Below are 16,382 nucleotides of genomic sequence, written 5' to 3'. Positions count from 1 at the left end.
GAACGCTCAGCCCCAGCTGAACGACCAGTGGTCGGCGCCGATCAGGCGGTGGGCGTGGTCGGTGAGGGTGTCGCGGCTCCGGAGGACCAGGTCGGGGCAGAGGGCGAGGTGTTCGGCGGCGACGGGCAGGGCCTCCTCCGGGGTGGCGGGGGCGGTGGCGACGCTCAGGTCCAGGGTGTGGGCGCCGACCCGGACGACCTGGGTGCCGAAGCGGTGCTCCCAGTCGGCGAGGACGGCGGCGATCCTCGCCGTGTCGCCCTCGTGGCCGTCGGGGCCGGTCCAGCCGCAGACGGCGAGGGCCTCCGCGCCGGTGCGGGCGGGGACGAGGCCGAGGCGCAGCGGCCGGGCCGGTTCGAGGCGGGTGGCGAGGTCGTGGGCGGCACCGGAGCGGGCCTCGGCGGTGAACGGGCGGGCGGGGGCGCGGCCGGGCCGGTCGAGGTCGTACGGGGTCACGGCGTCCCGGATCTCGTCCTCCTCCATCCATTCCTCGTCCTCGCCCCGGCCGATCCGTTCCCACCAGCGGCGCAGGACGGCCTCGGGGTCGTACAGGTCGGGTTCGGTCATCGCGTGGGGGCGGAGGTCGCCGGAGAGCCAGGGGTGGGTGTCCGGGCCGTCCGCCGACGGTGTGAGCAGCAGGGGCCAGAGGCCCGAACGGGGGTGGGCGCGGTGGAGTTCGGCCCACAGGCCGGCGGGCGGGGGCCCGTCGCCGACCCAGAGCACCGGCGGGCCGCCGTCCTCGTCGCGGTCGCCGCCGGTGAGGCGGCCCGGTGGCAGCGGTACGTCCGGCGCGGGACCGTCGGAGGGCGCGTGGTCGGGGAAGAGCCGGCTCAGCTGGGTCACGGGGACGACGTTAGACACGCGCACCGACAAACGCGTACGGGCCTCGGCCGGCGCGGCATCAGGCGGCAGGCGGCAGACGGCAGACGGCAGACGGCAGACGGCAGACGGCTCAGGGGACGCGCAGGGTGAGTTCGGCGGTGTGGAGTTCGCCGCCGGTGCGGAACTGGAGGAAGACTCGCCAGTCGCCGGGGCCGCCGAGCATGGCGTGGAAGGTCAGTTCGGGGCCGCCGTGGTCGTCCTCGACCTTGTTCATGGGGTGGAGGTGGGCGAGCGCCTGGTCGCCGGCGTGGAAGGCGGTGAAGTGGGCGTAGCTGTCGAGGTAGGGCTGGAGGTCGGCGACCGGCCGGCCGTCCTTGCTGATGGCGGCGGTGAGTTGGCGCATCGCGCCGGCGGCCGTCGGGGTGTCCCGGAGGGTGACGGTGTAGCCGTCCACGGTGGCGGTGCCGGCCGGGGCGGGCAGGGGGACGGCGGCGGACTCGCCGGGGACGGTGACGGTACGGCTGAGGACGAGCTCGCGGCCCTTGCGGGGGCCGGTGCCGGGGACGAAGGAGGCGTAGAGGCGCCAGGTGCCGGGGGTGAGGGCGGCGAGGTCGGCGGTCCAGGTGCCGTCGGGGGCCATGTCCGGGTGCAGGTGCTGGAAGCCGGTCAGGTCGGTGCGCACGGCGTAGAAGTGCAGCTTCTTGGTCTGGTGCTCGGCGAATTCGGTGACCGGGCGGCCGTCCGGGCCGGTGACGGTGAACGGGTGCCCGACCGGGCGGCCGGCGGGGAGCTCGGTGGTCGGGGTGTCGAGGCGGTAGCCGTCCAGTTCGGCGGCCAGGCCCCGGCCGGGAGCGCCGGCCGGGTCGGCCGTACCCGCCGGGATCGCGTCCACCGGGCCGGGGAGCGCGGGGGCCGCCGCGCCGGGTACGGCACCGGGCAGCGCACCCGCCACCGCCGGGGTCTCCGGGGGCGACGGGTACGCGGCGAGCCCGAGCACCAGGAGGGCGGGTACGCAGGAGGCCAGCACCCAGCCGCGGGACATCGAGCGGTATCCGGTGAACATCGGCGGTCTCCCCCGTGCGGGTGTGGCAGGTCGGTGCGGGTGCGAGCCCGAGGGTGACGGCCTCACGGACAGGAGACCCGCGGGGAGCGCCCGGATAACCGAAACCTCGGCGGGGACCGGCCGGGCACGGCGCGACGGGCGGACGGGACGTCCATGTCGCGGGAGCCGAATGCACGGTGACGGACGGTCATGCCGGTGGCCGGGTCCGTGGGTCCTCCCGGACGCCGCCGCGGGCGGCCGGGACCGGGGCCCGGGAAGCGGATTCCCGCGCTCGCCCGCCGTCCCGCGGCTGACCGGGGTGCCCTCGGGGAGGGCCCCTTACCGGCGCCCGCCCTGCCGCGACCGGGGTACGAGGCACCGGTGAACAGCTTATGAGCTGCGGGTGAACATACTCTGGTGGTCCATACCAATGTGTGCCACCATTCGGGGAACGGCACCGGCCGAGGAGCGCGGCGGCACCGCCCTGCGCACCGCGCGACAGCGCGCGATCGGGGCCGTTGCACCGAGGAGGACCTCGTGATCCACACAGACAACCACGGCCGGCCCGTCTGCCGCTGGCGCCACCGGAACCTCGGCGGTTACGGCCGGTCCGCCTCCTGCACGGTACGGGCCGAACCCGCCTCCGTCCCCGCCCTGCGCCGGGCCGCCGCGGAACTCTCCCACGCCTGGTCGCTCCCCGTGACCGCGCGGGACGCGGTAGGGCTGATCGTCTCCGAGCTGGCCGCCAACGCGGTGCTGCACAGCGGGGGCGGGAGCGTCACCGTGGGACTGGTCCTGCGGGACGGCGCCGTCGGCATCGAGGTGCGCGACACCGGCCGCTGGCGGCCCAGGGCGGCCACGGGGCCGGCCACCGCCGAGGACTGCTCCGGCCGCGGCCTTGAGATCGTCCAGTCCCTCTCCGAGAGCGTCGTGGTGATCCGCAGCCCCGGCGGCACCCGGGTGCTCGCCCGCATCGCCCTGATGTGGCCGGCCGACCGGGGCGGCCCCCTGGAGCCCGCCCTCCCCGCGATCGCCTGCGCCGCCGTCCCGGCCTGAGACCGAACGCTCCCGAGAGCGAGCACCCCCGGAGCCCGAGCGCCCCCGGGACGGACGCCCACGAGACGAACGCCCCCGGGACCCGAGCGACCCCGGGACGAGCGCACCCCGAGCCGCCCACGGCCGCGGACCGCGAGCCCCCCTTCACGCCGACGGCAACGGCTGCTCCGCCCAGATCGTCTTCCCCTGCGCCGTGTACCGGCTCCCCCAGCGGGTGGACAGCTGCGCCACCAGGTAGAGGCCCCGGCCGCCCTCGTCGGTGAGCCGGGCGCGCCGCATCCGGGGCTGGGTGTTGCTGGAGTCGGAGACCTCGCAGATCAGCGCGGCCGCCGTACGGATCATCCGGACCGTGACGGGCCCGCCGGCGTAGCGGATGGCGTTGGTGGCGAGCTCGCTGAGGATCAGCTCCGTGGTGAACGCGAGGTCGGCCACCCCCCAGGCGGTGAGCTGCGCGGTGGCGTCGGCGCGCAGCCGGGCGACCGAGCGGGGGTCGGGGTCGAGCGGCCAGCGGGCGATGTCGTCGGGCGAGACGGTCCTGGTCCGGGCGAGCAGCAGGGTGACGTCGTCGCGCAGCCGGGTGGGCGGCAGGCCGGCGACGATCCGCCGGCCGGCGTCGCGCAGCGCCCGGTCGCGGGTGCCGGTCACGGCGAGGCGGCGCAGCAGTTCGGCCATGCCCTCGTCGATGTCGCCTTCTCCGCGTTCGATCAGGCCGTCGGTGTACAGGGCGAGGACGCTGCCTGGCTCCAGGGTGGTCTCGGTGAGTTCGAAGGGGTGGCCGCCGACGCCCAGCGGCGGGCCGGGGGCGACCGGCAGGTAGCCGGTGGAGCCGTCGGGGCGGACCAGCGCGGGCGGCGGGTGGCCGGCGCTGGCCGCGGTGCAGGTGCGCGCGATGGGGTCGTAGACGGCGTACAGGCAGGTGCCGCCGAAGGAGCCGGGCTCGGGGCGGCCGGACCAGGCCGGGTCGCCGTCGAGGTCCGTGAACTCGGCCTCCGCGAGCAGCTGGGCGACCAGGTCGTCGAGGTGGACGAGCAGCTCGTCGGGCTCCAGGTCGAGGTCGGCGAGGGTGCGGACGGCGGTGCGCATCCGGCCCATGGCGGCGGAGGCGTGCAGTCCGTGGCCGGTGACGTCGCCGACCACCAGGGCGACCCGGGTGGAGGAGAGCGGGATGACGTCGAACCAGTCGCCGCCCACCCCGCCGCGGGACGCCGGAAGGTAGACGCTCGCCGTGGTGACGGCGGTGACGCTGCGCTCGGCGGGGGGCAGCAGGCTGCGCTGGAGGGCGACGGCGGCGCGGTGCTCGCGGGTGTAGCGGTAGGCGTTGTCCAGGGCGAGGGCGGCGCGGTCGGCGATCTCGCGCAGCAGGGCCCGGTCCTCGGGGGCGAACTCGTCCTTGGCCCGGTCGCGGCGGACGGTGACCCGCCCGAGCGGCATGCCGCGTGCGCCGAGCGGGACGCTCATGGTCCAGGCGTCGTCGGCGTGCTCGGGCGCCCCCGTGCGGACGGTGGTGCCGGAGACCGCCACCCGGCTCATCGCGGGCGGGCCCTCACCGCCGGGCGGCGCCCCGTCGCCGGGGGGCGGCTCGGCGCCGGCGAGGACGGTGCGGACGATGTCGACGGTGGCGCCGTCGGCCAGCCGGCCGGCCAGTGCGCGGGCGAGCTCGTGGGCGACGCCCTTCACGGAGAGGGTGCCGCCCATCGCGGCGGTCGCCTGGTGCAGCAGGGCGAGCCGGGTGCGGGCGCGGAGCTCCTCGGTGATGTCGGTGAACAGGGCGGTGACGCCGATGACCGCGCCGGCGTCGTCCAGCAGGCGGAACGCGGAGATCGACATCATCCGGCCGGCCCGCGGGCTGACCTGGGTGCGGACGAGCTGCTCGGCACGCCCGGGCGGCACGACCCCGGTGTCGAGGATGACGCGCAGGAGGTCCTCGATGGCGGTCGCGTCCTGCGCCACCAGGAAGTCGCCGAGGCGTGCTCCTTCGAGGTCGTCCGGCAGGCCGGTGTAGGGCAGCAGGTGGGTGTTGGTCCGGGCGAGGCGCAGTTGCTCGTCGAAGACGGCCAGGCCGACCTGGTTCTGCAGGAACAGCTCGCGGGTGAAGGCCTCGTCCTGGCGGCGGCGGGCGGCCGCGGTCGCGGGGAGGGCCAGCAGCAGCCGGCTGGGGGCGTGCGGGTCCGCCGGGTCGCCGCCGCGCAGGGTGAGCGTCCGGACGTCCAGGCCGCCGTCCGCGCCGGGAAACAGCTCGCCCGCGTCGCGTCCGCGCAGCGCGGAGGCGGGCAGCCCCAGCAGGTCCTCGACCGCCGCCGTGCAGCCCAGGACGCGTCCACCGCCGTCGACCAGGACTCCGGCCACACCGTCGGGGAACGGCAACCGGAGGTCGTCCATGCTCCACCTCGCCCGGTTCGTACCGATCTCTTCATGTTCCACCAGGACCGGCCCGCTCCGCGCGGGGAGCGTCGCCGACCGAACCCCAACGGTCTAGACCTGTCAAGAAGATTTGGCCAGAGTTTTGCATCCGTCACCGCCGGTTGACCCAGCTGGTTCAGACCAATAGTTTCCGCCCTGCACAGCTCCATCCGGCACTCGCACAGGAAAGAGCCCATGCGTCAGAGATTCATGACCAGACTGACCTTCGGCGCGGCCGCCGCGGCCGCCTTCGGTCTCCTCGCCCCGCTGGCCCCGACGGCCGCGGCCGCGCCCGCTCCCGCGCCGGCCCCCGCGCCCGCCGCCTCCGACGACGACCGGGCGGACGCGCAGAGCGGGTCCGGGCGGCACGGCGCGCAGTCGTACCGGCGGGTCGGCTACTTCATCCAGTGGGGCATCTACGGCCGCGACTTCCACGTCAAGGACCTGGAGACCAGCGGCGCCGCCGCCAAGCTCACCCACATCAACTACGCCTTCGGCAGCGTCGGCGCGGACGGCAGGTGCCTGATGGGCAACGTGCCCGGCTCCGACCCGTGGGCCGACTACGTCCGCCCCGTCGACGCGGCGGGCTCGGTGGACGGCGTCGCCGACACCGCCGACCAGAGGCTCGCCGGCAACTTCAACCAGCTGCGCGAGCTCAAGGCCAAGCACCCCGGCCTCAAGGTCATGATCTCGCTCGGCGGCTGGAGCGGTTCGGCGCACTTCTCCGACGCCGTCCGCACCGACAGCGGCCGCAAGACCCTGGTCGCCTCCTGCATCGACACCTACCTCAAGGGCGACCTGCCGGTGGACGGCGCCCGCGGCGGCGCCGGTGCCGCCGCCGGGGTCTTCGACGGCATCGACCTGGACTGGGAGTGGCCCGGTTCCGAGGGCGCCCCGGGCAATGTGATCCGCCCCGAGGACAAGCAGAACTTCACCAAGCTGGTCCACGAGTTCCGCGTGCAGCTCGACGCCCTCGGCCGCTCCCAGCCGCAGCGCAGGCACTACGAGCTCAGCGCGTACGCGCCCACCGCCCCCGCCAAGATCGACGCCGGCTTCGAGGTCGCGAAGATCATGCGGGACTTCGACTTCGTGAACCTCCAGGGCTACGACTTCCACGTCTCCGGCGAGAAGACCACCGCCCAGCAGTCGGCGCTCTACGCCAAGCGGGACTACAGCGTCGACCAGACCGTCAACGCCTGGCTGGACCGCGGCGCCCCGGCCCGCAAGCTCGTCGTCGGCATGCCGTTCTACGGCCAGGGCTGGACCGGCGTCACGGGCAGCGGCGACGGTCTCGGCCAGCCGGCCACCGGCCCGGCCCCGGCCACCTGGACCGCCGGCACCGAGGACTACAAGCACCTCAAGAAGCTCGCCGAGTCCGGCACCTACAAGCTCTACCGCGGCGCGAAGAACGGCCACGCCTGGCTCTTCGACGGCACCACGCTGTGGACCTACGACGACCCGACGGTGCTGCGCACCAAGGCCGCGTACGTCCGGGCCGAGGGCCTGGGCGGCGCGATGGTCTGGTCGCTGGACGGGGACACCCCGAACGGCGAGCTGATCAGCGCCATCGACCAGGGCCTGACCCGGCGCCGCTGACGCCTCCGGACCGGCTCCCCGAGCCCGGCCCCGGTGCCGCCGTGGCGGCGGCACCGGGGTCACCCGGAGCAGCGGGAGCCGTTCAGCCCCAGCTCAGGAAGCCGAGCCCGCCCAGGGCGCCGATGCCGCCGAGGGCCATGAACACCGGCATCAGCACCCGGTTCTCCACCCGGCTGCCGGCCCGGAAGCGCATCCCCTTCGGCGGCCCGATCGGGTACCAGCGGCGGCCGGCGATCGGGATCGGCCACAGGATCGGGCAGCCGGAGACCGTCAGCGCGTCCCCGACGCAGTGCACCAGCGCGCCGAGCACGATCGGCAGGCCCACCCACAGGTACTCCTGGCCGGGCCCGGTGAACAGCCAGCCCGCGCCGTTGCCCGGCCGCTCCAGCACCTCGGCCAGCATCCACGCGCTGCTCGCGCCCAGCAGCCACACCAGCACGTCGCTGGAGACCCGGGCGTGCCGCCACAGCAGTCCCTCGATGGCCAGCACCATGTGCACGAACAGCACGCCGAGCACCCCCCAGCGGCCGCCGTACCCGCAGATCGCCGCCGCGCCCGCCCCGCACAGCACCGCCCACGGCCAGGTGTGCGTGAGCGTGCGGTGGCCGCCGGAGCGGCGCGGGTCCTTCTTGCCGCGGGTCGCCTTGTACACCGCGTACGAGAGCTTGTCGATCACCTCGCAGAGGATCCGCGAGACCGGCCCGAAGGCCCGGGATATCGTCGCCGCCTTGTGGTCGAGGTCCGGTGCCAGCGCGGCCCCGGCGCAGATCAGCGCCCCGGCCAGCAACACCGGCCACGGCATCGGCCGGTCCCACGCCGCGGCCGCCGCGCCCACCCCCAACCACGCCGCCGCGCCGGACAGCGAGTGCGCCGGTCCCATCATGGCGATGACCGCCCCTCATCTCGGTTTCCACAGGTCAGCGGGTACGCCCTGGCACCCGGCCGCCCGCAGCATATCGACATGTGGTCAAGTCGCCCGAACCGTCGCACGGCCGGCCCCCGGGACGACGGCGCGACCGGTCGCCGACGGACGCCGCCGGAACGCCGACGGGCCGCCGGTCGGTGAACCGGCGGCCCGCACACAGGGGTTACGGGTGGCGATGGGGGATCGCGGCGCGGATCAGGCGCGGCAGGTGCCGGTGGCCCAGTCGACCGACGCGGTGGCCTGGGAGTAGCGCCACTGCGGGGCGAGCAGGTCCTGGTCGAGCCGGGCGGCCGCGGCGCGGTCCTCGACGATGTAGCCGAAGTCCTGGAGCCAGGCCGGGTAGAGGTTCTTCGAGCCGATGTAGAAGGCCGAGTCGTCGACCGCGACCAGCTTGTGGTGCAGCGCGTACGGACGGCCGTCGGCCCAGGTGGCGGTGGGGGCGGCGCGGAACGTGGCGAGCTGGAGGTTGCCGCACATGGTGGCGGTGGCCTTGGCCCGGTCGCCGGTGAGGGCGGCGAGGCGGGCGCGCAGCACGTCGCTGATCTCGTCGAGGGACTTGATCTGCGAGTAGCCGCCGCTGCCGATGGTGCCGCGGTTGGCCGGGTCGCTGACCACGATCCGCACCTTGACGCCGGCGGCCATCTTGGCGGCCAGCAGGTCGTACAGGCGGCTGTCGTAGCGGGGCAGCGGCGGGCAGGTGCCGTTCATGTCCTGCTGGGAGATCTCGATGTGCCGCTCGGCGCTGCCGATGAGGGCGCGCAGGGCGTTCTCCTCGGGGTTGACCGTCTCGTAGTCGCGGTCGGCGTTGGTGTTGTCGTGCAGGGTGAACGGCGAGCACTTGGCCTCGGCCGCGCCGGTGACCGGGCCGGGGCGGTAGGTGGAGGCGGGGTCGTTCTGCCTGATGCCGACGCCGAGGCCGCCGACGGCGATCACCGGGAGGGTGCCGGTGGCGGGGGCGACGGGGTTGAGCTCGCGTTCGATCGAGGGACGGCAGGCGCCGCCGTCGGAGGAGGCGAACCAGGCGTTGTCGAACAGGCCGGTCCGGCCGCAGGTCCACTCCCAGAGGGTGTCCAGGTAGCGGGCGGCCGAGGTGGCGGCGGGGCCGGACAGGGCGAGGTCGACGTCCGAGACGGGGTGGGTGGTGTCGAGGTAGTCGTTCTTCCAGCCGTTGATGCCACCGGCGATGACGGTGCGCCCGTCGACGACCAGCAGCTTGGAGTGGTTCCAGGAGAACGCGGTGCGCGAGGTGGTCATCGAGGCGATGTTCAGGCTCACCGAGCCGGCCGCCGGGCCGAGCTTGGCGACCAACTCGTCGCGGTAGCGCGAGGGCAGCACATTGGCGTTGTACAGCGGCGCGGCGCCGACCAGGATCCGGACGACCGGGCGGTTGCCGGCGGCGACGGAGGCCTTGAGGCCGGCCACCAGGGCGTCCGCGAAGCCGCCGTCGGGGAACGGGGCCAGGGTGGAGATGTCGACGGTCCGGGTGGCGGCGGCGACGTCGGCGGTCATCTTCGCCAGCAGGGCGCGGGTGCCGGGCCGGTCGGCGCAGGTGGCGTCGCCCCAGCAGCCGGGCGTCTGGAGCAGCCAGCCGGACGGGTCGGCGGCGGTGCCGGCGAGGCTGTTGCCCTCGGTGCGCTGCCAGACGGTGCCCTCCAGGCCGGGCGAGACCTCGCGCAGGGCGCGCTCGACGGCGTCGAGGTGGGCGGCGCCGGGGGCGGCCGCACCCGGCTGGGCCGCGGTGCCGGGCTGGGCGGTACCAGGCTGCGCGGCGGTGCCGGGCTGGGCGGCGTGGGCCGTGGCGGGGGACACCGCGGCGAGGAGGGTGGTGGCCGCGGCGGCGGCCAGGGTGGCGCGCAGGAGTCGGCGGGGACGGGGGGAGGGCTGGCGCAAGGGACGTTCCTTCAGTGCGTTACGGGTCGTCAACCCGTGGGACGCCCACAGATTACCGGCAAGTAATATGATGGCCAATTTGTGCATGACAATCAGCCACCGGGCCGGAATCGCACCCGCCGAGCGGCCCCCGCCGACCGGCGGGAGCCGTGCGCCGAAGCCGACCGTCCCGCACCCACCGCACCGCACCGGCTCCGGGCCCGGTGGGGCCCGGAGCCGGTGCGTAATCATCGGATGGCGGACGATGCCGGTGGATTCGTCCCCGGAGCGGAACATCCGAACGGGCGGACCTCGGGGCGTCAGGACGTGACCGTCGGTGGCCGCAGGAGGCCGGTGCGGGCGACCTCGGCGTACCAGTGGGCGCTGGACTTGGGGGTGCGCCGGCCGGTCGCGAAGTCGACGTGGACGGCGCCGAAGCGCTTGTCGTACCCGTACGCCCACTCGAAGTTGTCCAGCAGCGACCAGAGGAAGTAGCCGCGGACGTCGGCGCCGGCGGCCAGGGCGTGCCGGACGGCGGCCAGGTGGTCGTGGACGTAGGCGGCGCGCAGGGGGTCGTGGACGGTGCCGTCGGCACGGACCTCGTCGGGGTAGGCGGCGCCGTTCTCGGTGACCATCAGGGCGAGCCCGGGGTGGCGCGCGGACAGCCCGGTCAGCAGGTCGCTCAGACCGGACGGGTCGACGGGCCAGCCCATCGCCGTCCGCCCGCCGGGGGCCTGGTGGAAGGCGACCAGGCCGTCCGCACCGGGCCACGGCGAGAACTCGCCGCCACCGTGGCCGTCCTCGCGGGGCGCCTTCGCGTCCTCCGGGCCGGCCGCGGAGACCACGGTCGGGGTGTAGTAGTTGACGCCCAGCCAGTCCAGCGGCTGCCCGATCGCGCTCTCGTCGCCGGGCCGCAGGAACGACCAGTCGGTGAGGTGGGCGGTGTCGCCCAGCAGGTCGGCGGGGTAGGCGCCGTCGAGCATCGGGCCCAGGAAGATCCGGTTGCCGACGGCGTCGATCCGGCGGACGGCCTCCCGGTCGGCCTCGGAGGAGGTGAGCGGGCGCAGCGCGTGCAGGTTGAGCGAGACGGAGATCCGGGCGACGGCGGGCAGGTGGGCACGCAGGGCCTGGACGGCCAGGCCGTGGCCGAGGTTGAGGTGGTGGGCGGCGCGCAGGGCGGCCACCGGGTCGGTGCGGCCGGGGGCGTGGACGCCGGAGCCGTACCCGAGGAAGGCGCTGCACCAGGGCTCGTTGAGGGTGGTCCAGTCGCCGATCCGGTCGCCGAGGGCCTCGGCGGTGAGGGCGGCGTACTCGGCGAAGCGTTCGGCGGTCGCGCGTTCGGGCCAGCCGCCGGCGTCCTCCAGCTCCTGGGGCAGGTCCCAGTGGTAGAGGGTGGCGACGGGGGTGATGCCGGCCGCGAGGAGTTCGTCGGCGAGGCGGCGGTAGAAGTCCAGGCCCGCGGCGGCGGCCGGGCCCCGGCCGGTGGGCCGCACCCGGGGCCAGGCGATGGAGAACCGGTAGGCGCCCAGGCCGAGTTCACGCATCAGCCGGACGTCCTCGCGGAACCGGTGGAGGTGGTCGGTGGCCACGTCCCCGGTGTGGCCGGCGTGCACCTTGCCGGGGGTGCGGGAGAAGGTGTCCCAGATCGAGGGTGTTCGGCCGCCGGCGCTCACCGCGCCCTCGATCTGGTAGGCGGAGGTGGCGGTGCCGAAGAGGAAACCGGGCGGGAAGGCGGGCTCGGCGGAAGGCGCGGGGCCGGGCGCAGCGGCGGGTGGGAAGGCGGCGGTGGTCATGGCGGTCACTCCCTGAGGTGCGTCGGTGTCGTAGGAATCGGGCGGCCGGGGTCAGTTCTTGACCGCCCCCGCCGTGATGCCGCCCACGATGTGTCTGCCCAGCAGCGCGAAGACCAGCAGCAGCGGCACGGTGGAGACCAGCGCGCCGGTCAGCACGATCGCCTGGTCGACGCTGTGGTCGCCCGCGCCGAGGCCGGCCAGCGCCACCTGGAGGGTCGGATTGCCGTCCGGGGTGAGCGCGATGAACGGCCAGAAGAAGTCGTTCCACGCCTGGACGAAGACCAGCATGCCGAGCACCGCCATCGCGGGCCGGGCCACCGGGAACACCACGTGCCAGACGATCCGCAGGCTGTGCGCGCCGTCCACCCGGGCGGCCTCGACCAGTTCCACCGGCAGCGCCTCCAGCAGGTACTGGCGCATGAAGAACACACCGAACGCGGCGACCAGCGAGGGCAGCACCACGGACTGCAGGTGGTCCACCCAGCCGAGGTCGGTGATGATCCGGTACAGCGGGATCACGCTGAGCTGCGGCGGGACGGTCATCGTGGCGACCACGAGGGTCAGCATCACATTGCGGCCGCGGAACGGCAGTTTGGCGAAGGCGAAACCGGCCAGGGTCGAGAACAGCACGGTGGACAGGGCCACCAGGCCGGCCACCACCGTGGTGTTGACCAGCGCCTCGCCCATGTCCACCTGGTTCCAGGCGAAGGCGAGGTTGTCGAACAGCCGCGGGCCGGGCAGCAGCGGCGCGGGCGCCTCGACCACCCGCTCGCCGGTGTGGGAGGCGGCGACCAGGTTCCAGTACAGGGGGAAGAGCGAGACCACCGCGGCGAGGCCGAGCAGCACGTACGTGAGCGGGCCGGCGTGGTGCGTCCGGGCGACCGGGCGGCGGGGCCGACGCGAAGGGGCCTGGGTGGTCGGGTCGGTGGAGGGGCCCTGGGTAATCGGGTCGGTGGAGGGGTTCATGCGCCGGCTCCGTTCCTGGTGCGGTGGACGCGGACGGCGAGGCGCTGCACGGCCCCGACGGACAGCAGGAGCAGCAGCATCACCCAGGCGATCGCCGAGGCCTGGCCCAGCGCGCCGGTCATCCAGCCCTTCTCGTACATCAGCAGGCTGAGCGTCTGGAACTGGTTGCCGCTGCCGCCGCTGACCCCGAGGCTGCCGCCGAAGAGCATCGGCTCGCCGAACAGCTGGGTGGCGCCGATGGTCGACACCACGATGGTGAACAGCACGGTCGGACGGATCGAGGGGATCGTCACGCTGACGAACTGGCGCAGCCGGGAGGCCCCGTCGAGTTCCGCCGCCTCGTACAGGTCGCGCGGGACGGCCTGCATCGCCGCCAGGTAGATCAGCGCGTTGTAGCCGGTCCAGCGCCAGGTGACGATCGTCGATATCGCGATCTGCGCGGGCCACTTGGAGGCCTCCCAGTCCACCGGGCCGACGCCGGCCCAGCCGAGCGCGGTGTTGACCAGCCCGTAGTCGGTGTTGAACAGCTGGGCGAAGACCAGGGTGGCCGCGGCGATCGAGGTGGCGTACGGCGCGAGCACCGCGACCCGCAGGAAGCCGCGGCCCCGCAGGTGGTGGTTGAGCAGGTGGGCCAGGCCCAGCGCCATCAGCAGCTGCGGCACGGTGGAGAGCACGCCGAGGGTGAAGGTGTTGCCGAGCGCGTTCCAGAAGAACTCGCTGTCCAGCAGGGCGGTGTAGTTGTCCGCGCCGCGCCACTCGGCCTCGCCGCCGAGCTCCACCCGGTGCAGCGACAGCCAGCCGGTGTAGATCAGCGGGAACAGGCCGAAGGCCGCGAAGCAGAGGAAGAACGGGGCCACGAAGGCGTACGGAGCCGTGCGGGCGTCCCAGCGGTGGAGCCGGTCGCGCAGCCTCGGGCGGGGCGGGCGGGGGTCGGGGGGTGCGGAGGGGTTCGGGGCGGGCGGCGGGGTGCCGCCGGCCGCGGCCCGGACGGGGGTGGCCACGGGGCGTCCTTCCGGTCGGGTGCGGGGAGCGGGGGCGTTTCCGGGGGCGTGCGGGGCACGGGGCGCGACGTGCACAAGGGCGTGCGGGGCGCGGGTGCGGGGCACGGGGTGCGCAAGGGCCGGGGCGCGGCGCGCACAAGGGCCGGGGCGGGCACGGACACCCGCCCCGCGCGCCACGGACCGGGGCTACTTGTCGATCTTGTCGGCGATCAGCTTCCGGACGTTCGTCCAGGCCTGGGCCGGATCGGTGCCCCGCTGCTCGATGTCGAGGATCCCGTTGTCCGTCAGGAAGGTCTTCACGGTGCCGTCCCAGCGGCTGATCGGCACGGACCTGATGCCGGCCGCGGCCTGCGAGTAGATCCGGCCGACCGGGGTCTCCCCGAAGTAGGGCAGCTTGGCGTCCTGGACGGCCGGGGAGGTCAGGGTGTCCTTGGAGGACGGGATGTTGCCGTTGACCGCGAACACCTTGGCGTGCTGTGCCGGAGCGGTCAGCCAGGCGGCGAGTTCGGCCGCCTCCTTGGTGTGCTCACCGGACTTCGGTACGGCCAGGAAGGCGCCGCCCCAGTTGCCCGCCACGGGCGCCGGGGCGATGTCCCACTTGCCCTGGTTCTCCGCGCCGGCCTGGTCCTTGATGATGCCGGTCATCCAGCTGGGGCAGGCCACGGTGGCGAACTTCGAGTTCTTGAACGCGGCGTTCCAGGTGCCCTTCTCGTCGAACTGGCGCAGCTTGGCGGTGATCCCGCCGGTGGCCGCGGCGGTGGCGATCTCCCACGCCTTCTTCACCCCGGGGCTGTTCTCCCAGTCCAGCTCGCCCTTGGCGTTGGCGTACTGGATCGGCTCGCTGGAGACCACCGCGTTGAACAGGCCGCTCGCCGAGTCGTGGAAGGCGGTGCCCTGCGGGGCGGCCCGCTGGTAGGCGCGGCCGGTCTCCAGGAACTTCTCCCAGCCACCGGCCCAGAGGGCGGCCACCTGGGCGCGCTCGGTGGGCAGGCCGGCCTTGGCGAAGAGGTCCTTGTTGTAGCAGACCGCCATCGGGCCGATGTCGGTGCCGAGGCCGATCAGCCGGCCGTCGGCGGTGGTGGCCTGCTTGTTCTTCCAGTCGAGGAAGGCGGCGGGGGTGGCGCCGCCGGTGGTCCCGAGGTCGACCCACTTGTCGGCGAGCCCGGCGCCGGTCGCCTCGGCGATGTAGCCGACCTCGACGGCCTGGATGTCGGCGAGGCCGCTGTTGCGGGAGAGCCGCAGTTTCAGGGTCTCCCAGTACTTGTTGCCGTCGGCCACGTTGGACTCGACGATCTTGATGTTGGGGTGGAGCCGCTCGTACTCCGCGTAGAGCTTGGCGCCGGTCTCGTTGTCGTAGCCGAAGGAACCGAAGGTGCCCACGCGCAGCGTGATGGTGCCGCCCCCGCCGTTGCCGCCGGCGGAGCCGTCGCTGCCGCAGCCGGTGAGCAGGGTGGCGGCCGCCGTGAAGGCGGCGATGACGGCGACGCCGCCGCGTCTGGTGCCGGTGGTGCGGGGCGTTTCGGGCGTGCTGGATGTGCGCATTCCACTCTCCTCGTCCGGGGTGGTGCCAGGGGTGCGCCGGGTGGGGTTCCGCGCCGGGCGGGATGGCTCTCCGGCGGGGCGGACCCATGCGTGGGAGCGCTCCCACGCCGCTGCCGGAAGGTTCCTGCGCCGCACCCGCCGATGTCAAGACATGAACACGGATTCGTCGAACGGGACGTCAACCGTCCATTTCCGAAGGCGGGATCATGGCGCCGACCCTGCCGCCGGTCTAGCATGGGAGCGCTCCCACCGCATCGGCCCTCGGTCGACCGCTTGACCGGGAGACCACCCGGGGCGGTTTGATGTTCCAAGAGACGACGACGGGGAGAACGATGACGGCGAACGCGCGCCACGGCGGCCCACCCACCCTGGAGGAGGTCGCGGCCCGGGCCGGGGTCGGCCGCGGCACGGTCTCCCGGGTCATCAACGGCTCGCCCCGGGTCAGCGAACAGGCCCGCGAGGCCGTCCACCGGGCCGTCGCCGAACTCGGCTACGTCCCCAACCGCGCCGCCCGCGCCCTGGCCGGCAGCCGTACGGACGCGATCGCCCTGGTCGTCCCCGAGAGCGAGAACCGGCTGTTCGCGGAGCCGTACTTCCTGGACGTCATCCGCGGGGTCAGCGCCGAACTGGGCGAGGCCGACCAGCAGTTGCTGCTCACCCTGATCCGCAGCGACCAGGAGCGCCAGCGCTTCGAGCAGTACCTCGCCGCCCGGCGGGTGGACGGCGTCCTCCTGGTCTCGGTGCACGCCGACGACCCGCTGCCCGACCTGGTCCGCGCCCTCGGCGTGCCCGCCGTGCTCAACGGCCGCCGCTCCGAGGACGAGCCGGTGCCGTACGTCGACTCCGACAACCTCGGCGCCGGCCGCTCCGCCGTCGCCCACCTCGCCGGCCGGGGCCGCCGCCGGATCGCCACCATCACCGGCCCGCCCGACATGTACGGCGCCCGCTGCCGGCTCGACGGCTACCGCCGGGGCCTCGCCGAAGCCGGCCTGCCGCAGGACGAACGGTTGGTCGCCGCGGGCGACTTCACCGAGGAGGGCGGCCACCGGGCGATGCACGCCCTGCTCGACCGGTGCCCCGACCTGGACGCGGTCTTCGCCGCCTCCGACCTGATGGCCGCCGGCGCCCGGGCCGCCCTGCGCGCGGCCGGGCGCAGCGTCCCCGGTGACGTGGCCCTGGTCGGGGTGGACGACTCACCCATCGCCCGGCACCTCGACCCGCCGCTCACCAGCGTGCGCCAGCCGATCGAGGAGATGGGCCGCCGGATGGCCCGCGCCCTGCTCGACCGGATCGCCGGACGCACCGAGGAGCCCGCAGGGGTGGTGCTGCCGACCGAGCTGGTGATCCGCGGCTCCTCCTGAGCGCGGCGGACC

12 protein-coding genes are annotated in these 16,382 nt (G+C 74.4%); 3 read left to right on the top strand and 9 right to left on the bottom strand.

Features of this window, described 5'->3' with window-relative positions:
• Positions 1 to 6: 6 nt before the first annotated feature.
• Together ACWEQL_RS13880 and ACWEQL_RS13875 are read right to left on the bottom strand one after the other, a co-directional pair.
• Positions 7 to 840: a DUF4253 domain-containing protein gene (locus tag ACWEQL_RS13880; protein ID WP_452150449.1), complete on the bottom strand. Its 834-nt coding sequence runs from the start codon at positions 838 to 840 to the stop codon at positions 7 to 9.
• A 109-nt stretch (positions 841 to 949) separates the two neighbouring features.
• Positions 950 to 1,882 (bottom strand): hypothetical protein, encoded by a 933-nt coding sequence (locus ACWEQL_RS13875; RefSeq protein WP_452150448.1) that lies wholly within the window; start codon positions 1,880 to 1,882, stop codon positions 950 to 952.
• 516 nt (positions 1,883 to 2,398) lie between these two features.
• On the opposite strand from ACWEQL_RS13875, the gene ACWEQL_RS13870 reads away from it, so the two are divergent.
• Positions 2,399 to 2,917 carry an ATP-binding protein gene (locus tag ACWEQL_RS13870; protein ID WP_452150447.1) on the top strand — a complete coding sequence of 173 codons (519 nt, stop codon included), beginning with the start codon at positions 2,399 to 2,401 and terminating at the stop codon, positions 2,915 to 2,917.
• Between the two features lie 144 nt (positions 2,918 to 3,061).
• On the opposite strand, the gene ACWEQL_RS13865 is transcribed toward ACWEQL_RS13870, so the two are convergent.
• Entirely contained in the window at positions 3,062 to 5,296 is a 2,235-nt protein-coding gene (locus ACWEQL_RS13865) for a SpoIIE family protein phosphatase (protein WP_452150446.1), read from the bottom strand.
• Between the two features lie 216 nt (positions 5,297 to 5,512).
• Between ACWEQL_RS13865 and ACWEQL_RS13860 the strand changes: the two genes are divergently transcribed.
• On the top strand, positions 5,513 to 6,913 hold the full coding sequence (locus ACWEQL_RS13860) for a glycoside hydrolase family 18 protein (RefSeq protein WP_452150445.1): 1,401 nt from the start codon (positions 5,513 to 5,515) through the stop codon (positions 6,911 to 6,913).
• An 82-nt stretch (positions 6,914 to 6,995) separates the two neighbouring features.
• Here ACWEQL_RS13860 and ACWEQL_RS13855 read toward each other — a convergent pair whose 3' ends face one another.
• The 6 genes from ACWEQL_RS13855 to ACWEQL_RS13830 form a co-directional block, all read right to left on the bottom strand.
• Positions 6,996 to 7,796 (bottom strand): metal-dependent hydrolase, encoded by an 801-nt coding sequence (locus ACWEQL_RS13855; RefSeq protein ID WP_452150444.1) that lies wholly within the window; start codon positions 7,794 to 7,796, stop codon positions 6,996 to 6,998.
• 237 nt (positions 7,797 to 8,033) lie between these two features.
• Entirely contained in the window at positions 8,034 to 9,728 is a 1,695-nt protein-coding gene (locus ACWEQL_RS13850; protein ID WP_452150443.1) for a phospholipase D-like domain-containing protein, read from the bottom strand.
• Between the two features lie 299 nt (positions 9,729 to 10,027).
• Entirely contained in the window at positions 10,028 to 11,500 is a 1,473-nt protein-coding gene (locus ACWEQL_RS13845) for a GH1 family beta-glucosidase (RefSeq protein ID WP_452150442.1), read from the bottom strand.
• 51 nt (positions 11,501 to 11,551) lie between these two features.
• Positions 11,552 to 12,466 carry a carbohydrate ABC transporter permease gene (locus ACWEQL_RS13840; RefSeq protein ID WP_452150441.1) on the bottom strand — a complete coding sequence of 305 codons (915 nt, stop codon included), beginning with the start codon at positions 12,464 to 12,466 and terminating at the stop codon, positions 11,552 to 11,554.
• The gene (locus ACWEQL_RS13835; protein WP_452150440.1) at positions 12,463 to 13,467 is read right to left on the bottom strand and encodes a carbohydrate ABC transporter permease; all 1,005 of its coding nucleotides are present in this window, start codon (positions 13,465 to 13,467) and stop codon (positions 12,463 to 12,465) included. Before ACWEQL_RS13835 ends, ACWEQL_RS13840 begins: the two co-directional genes overlap by 4 nt.
• A gap of 186 nt (positions 13,468 to 13,653) precedes the next feature.
• Positions 13,654 to 15,009, bottom strand: coding sequence for an ABC transporter substrate-binding protein (locus tag ACWEQL_RS13830; protein ID WP_452150439.1), 1,356 nt, complete (start codon positions 15,007 to 15,009; stop codon positions 13,654 to 13,656).
• Between the two features lie 332 nt (positions 15,010 to 15,341).
• On the opposite strand from ACWEQL_RS13830, the gene ACWEQL_RS13825 reads away from it, so the two are divergent.
• Positions 15,342 to 16,370, top strand: a complete 1,029-nt coding sequence (locus tag ACWEQL_RS13825; RefSeq protein ID WP_452150438.1) for a LacI family DNA-binding transcriptional regulator — start codon at positions 15,342 to 15,344, stop codon at positions 16,368 to 16,370.
• The last annotated feature ends 12 nt before the right edge of the window (positions 16,371 to 16,382 follow it).

Source organism: Kitasatospora sp. NPDC004240, assembly GCF_053603215.1.
Note: the sequence above shows the minus strand (reverse complement) of the source record. Positions and strands in the feature narration are given on the sequence as shown.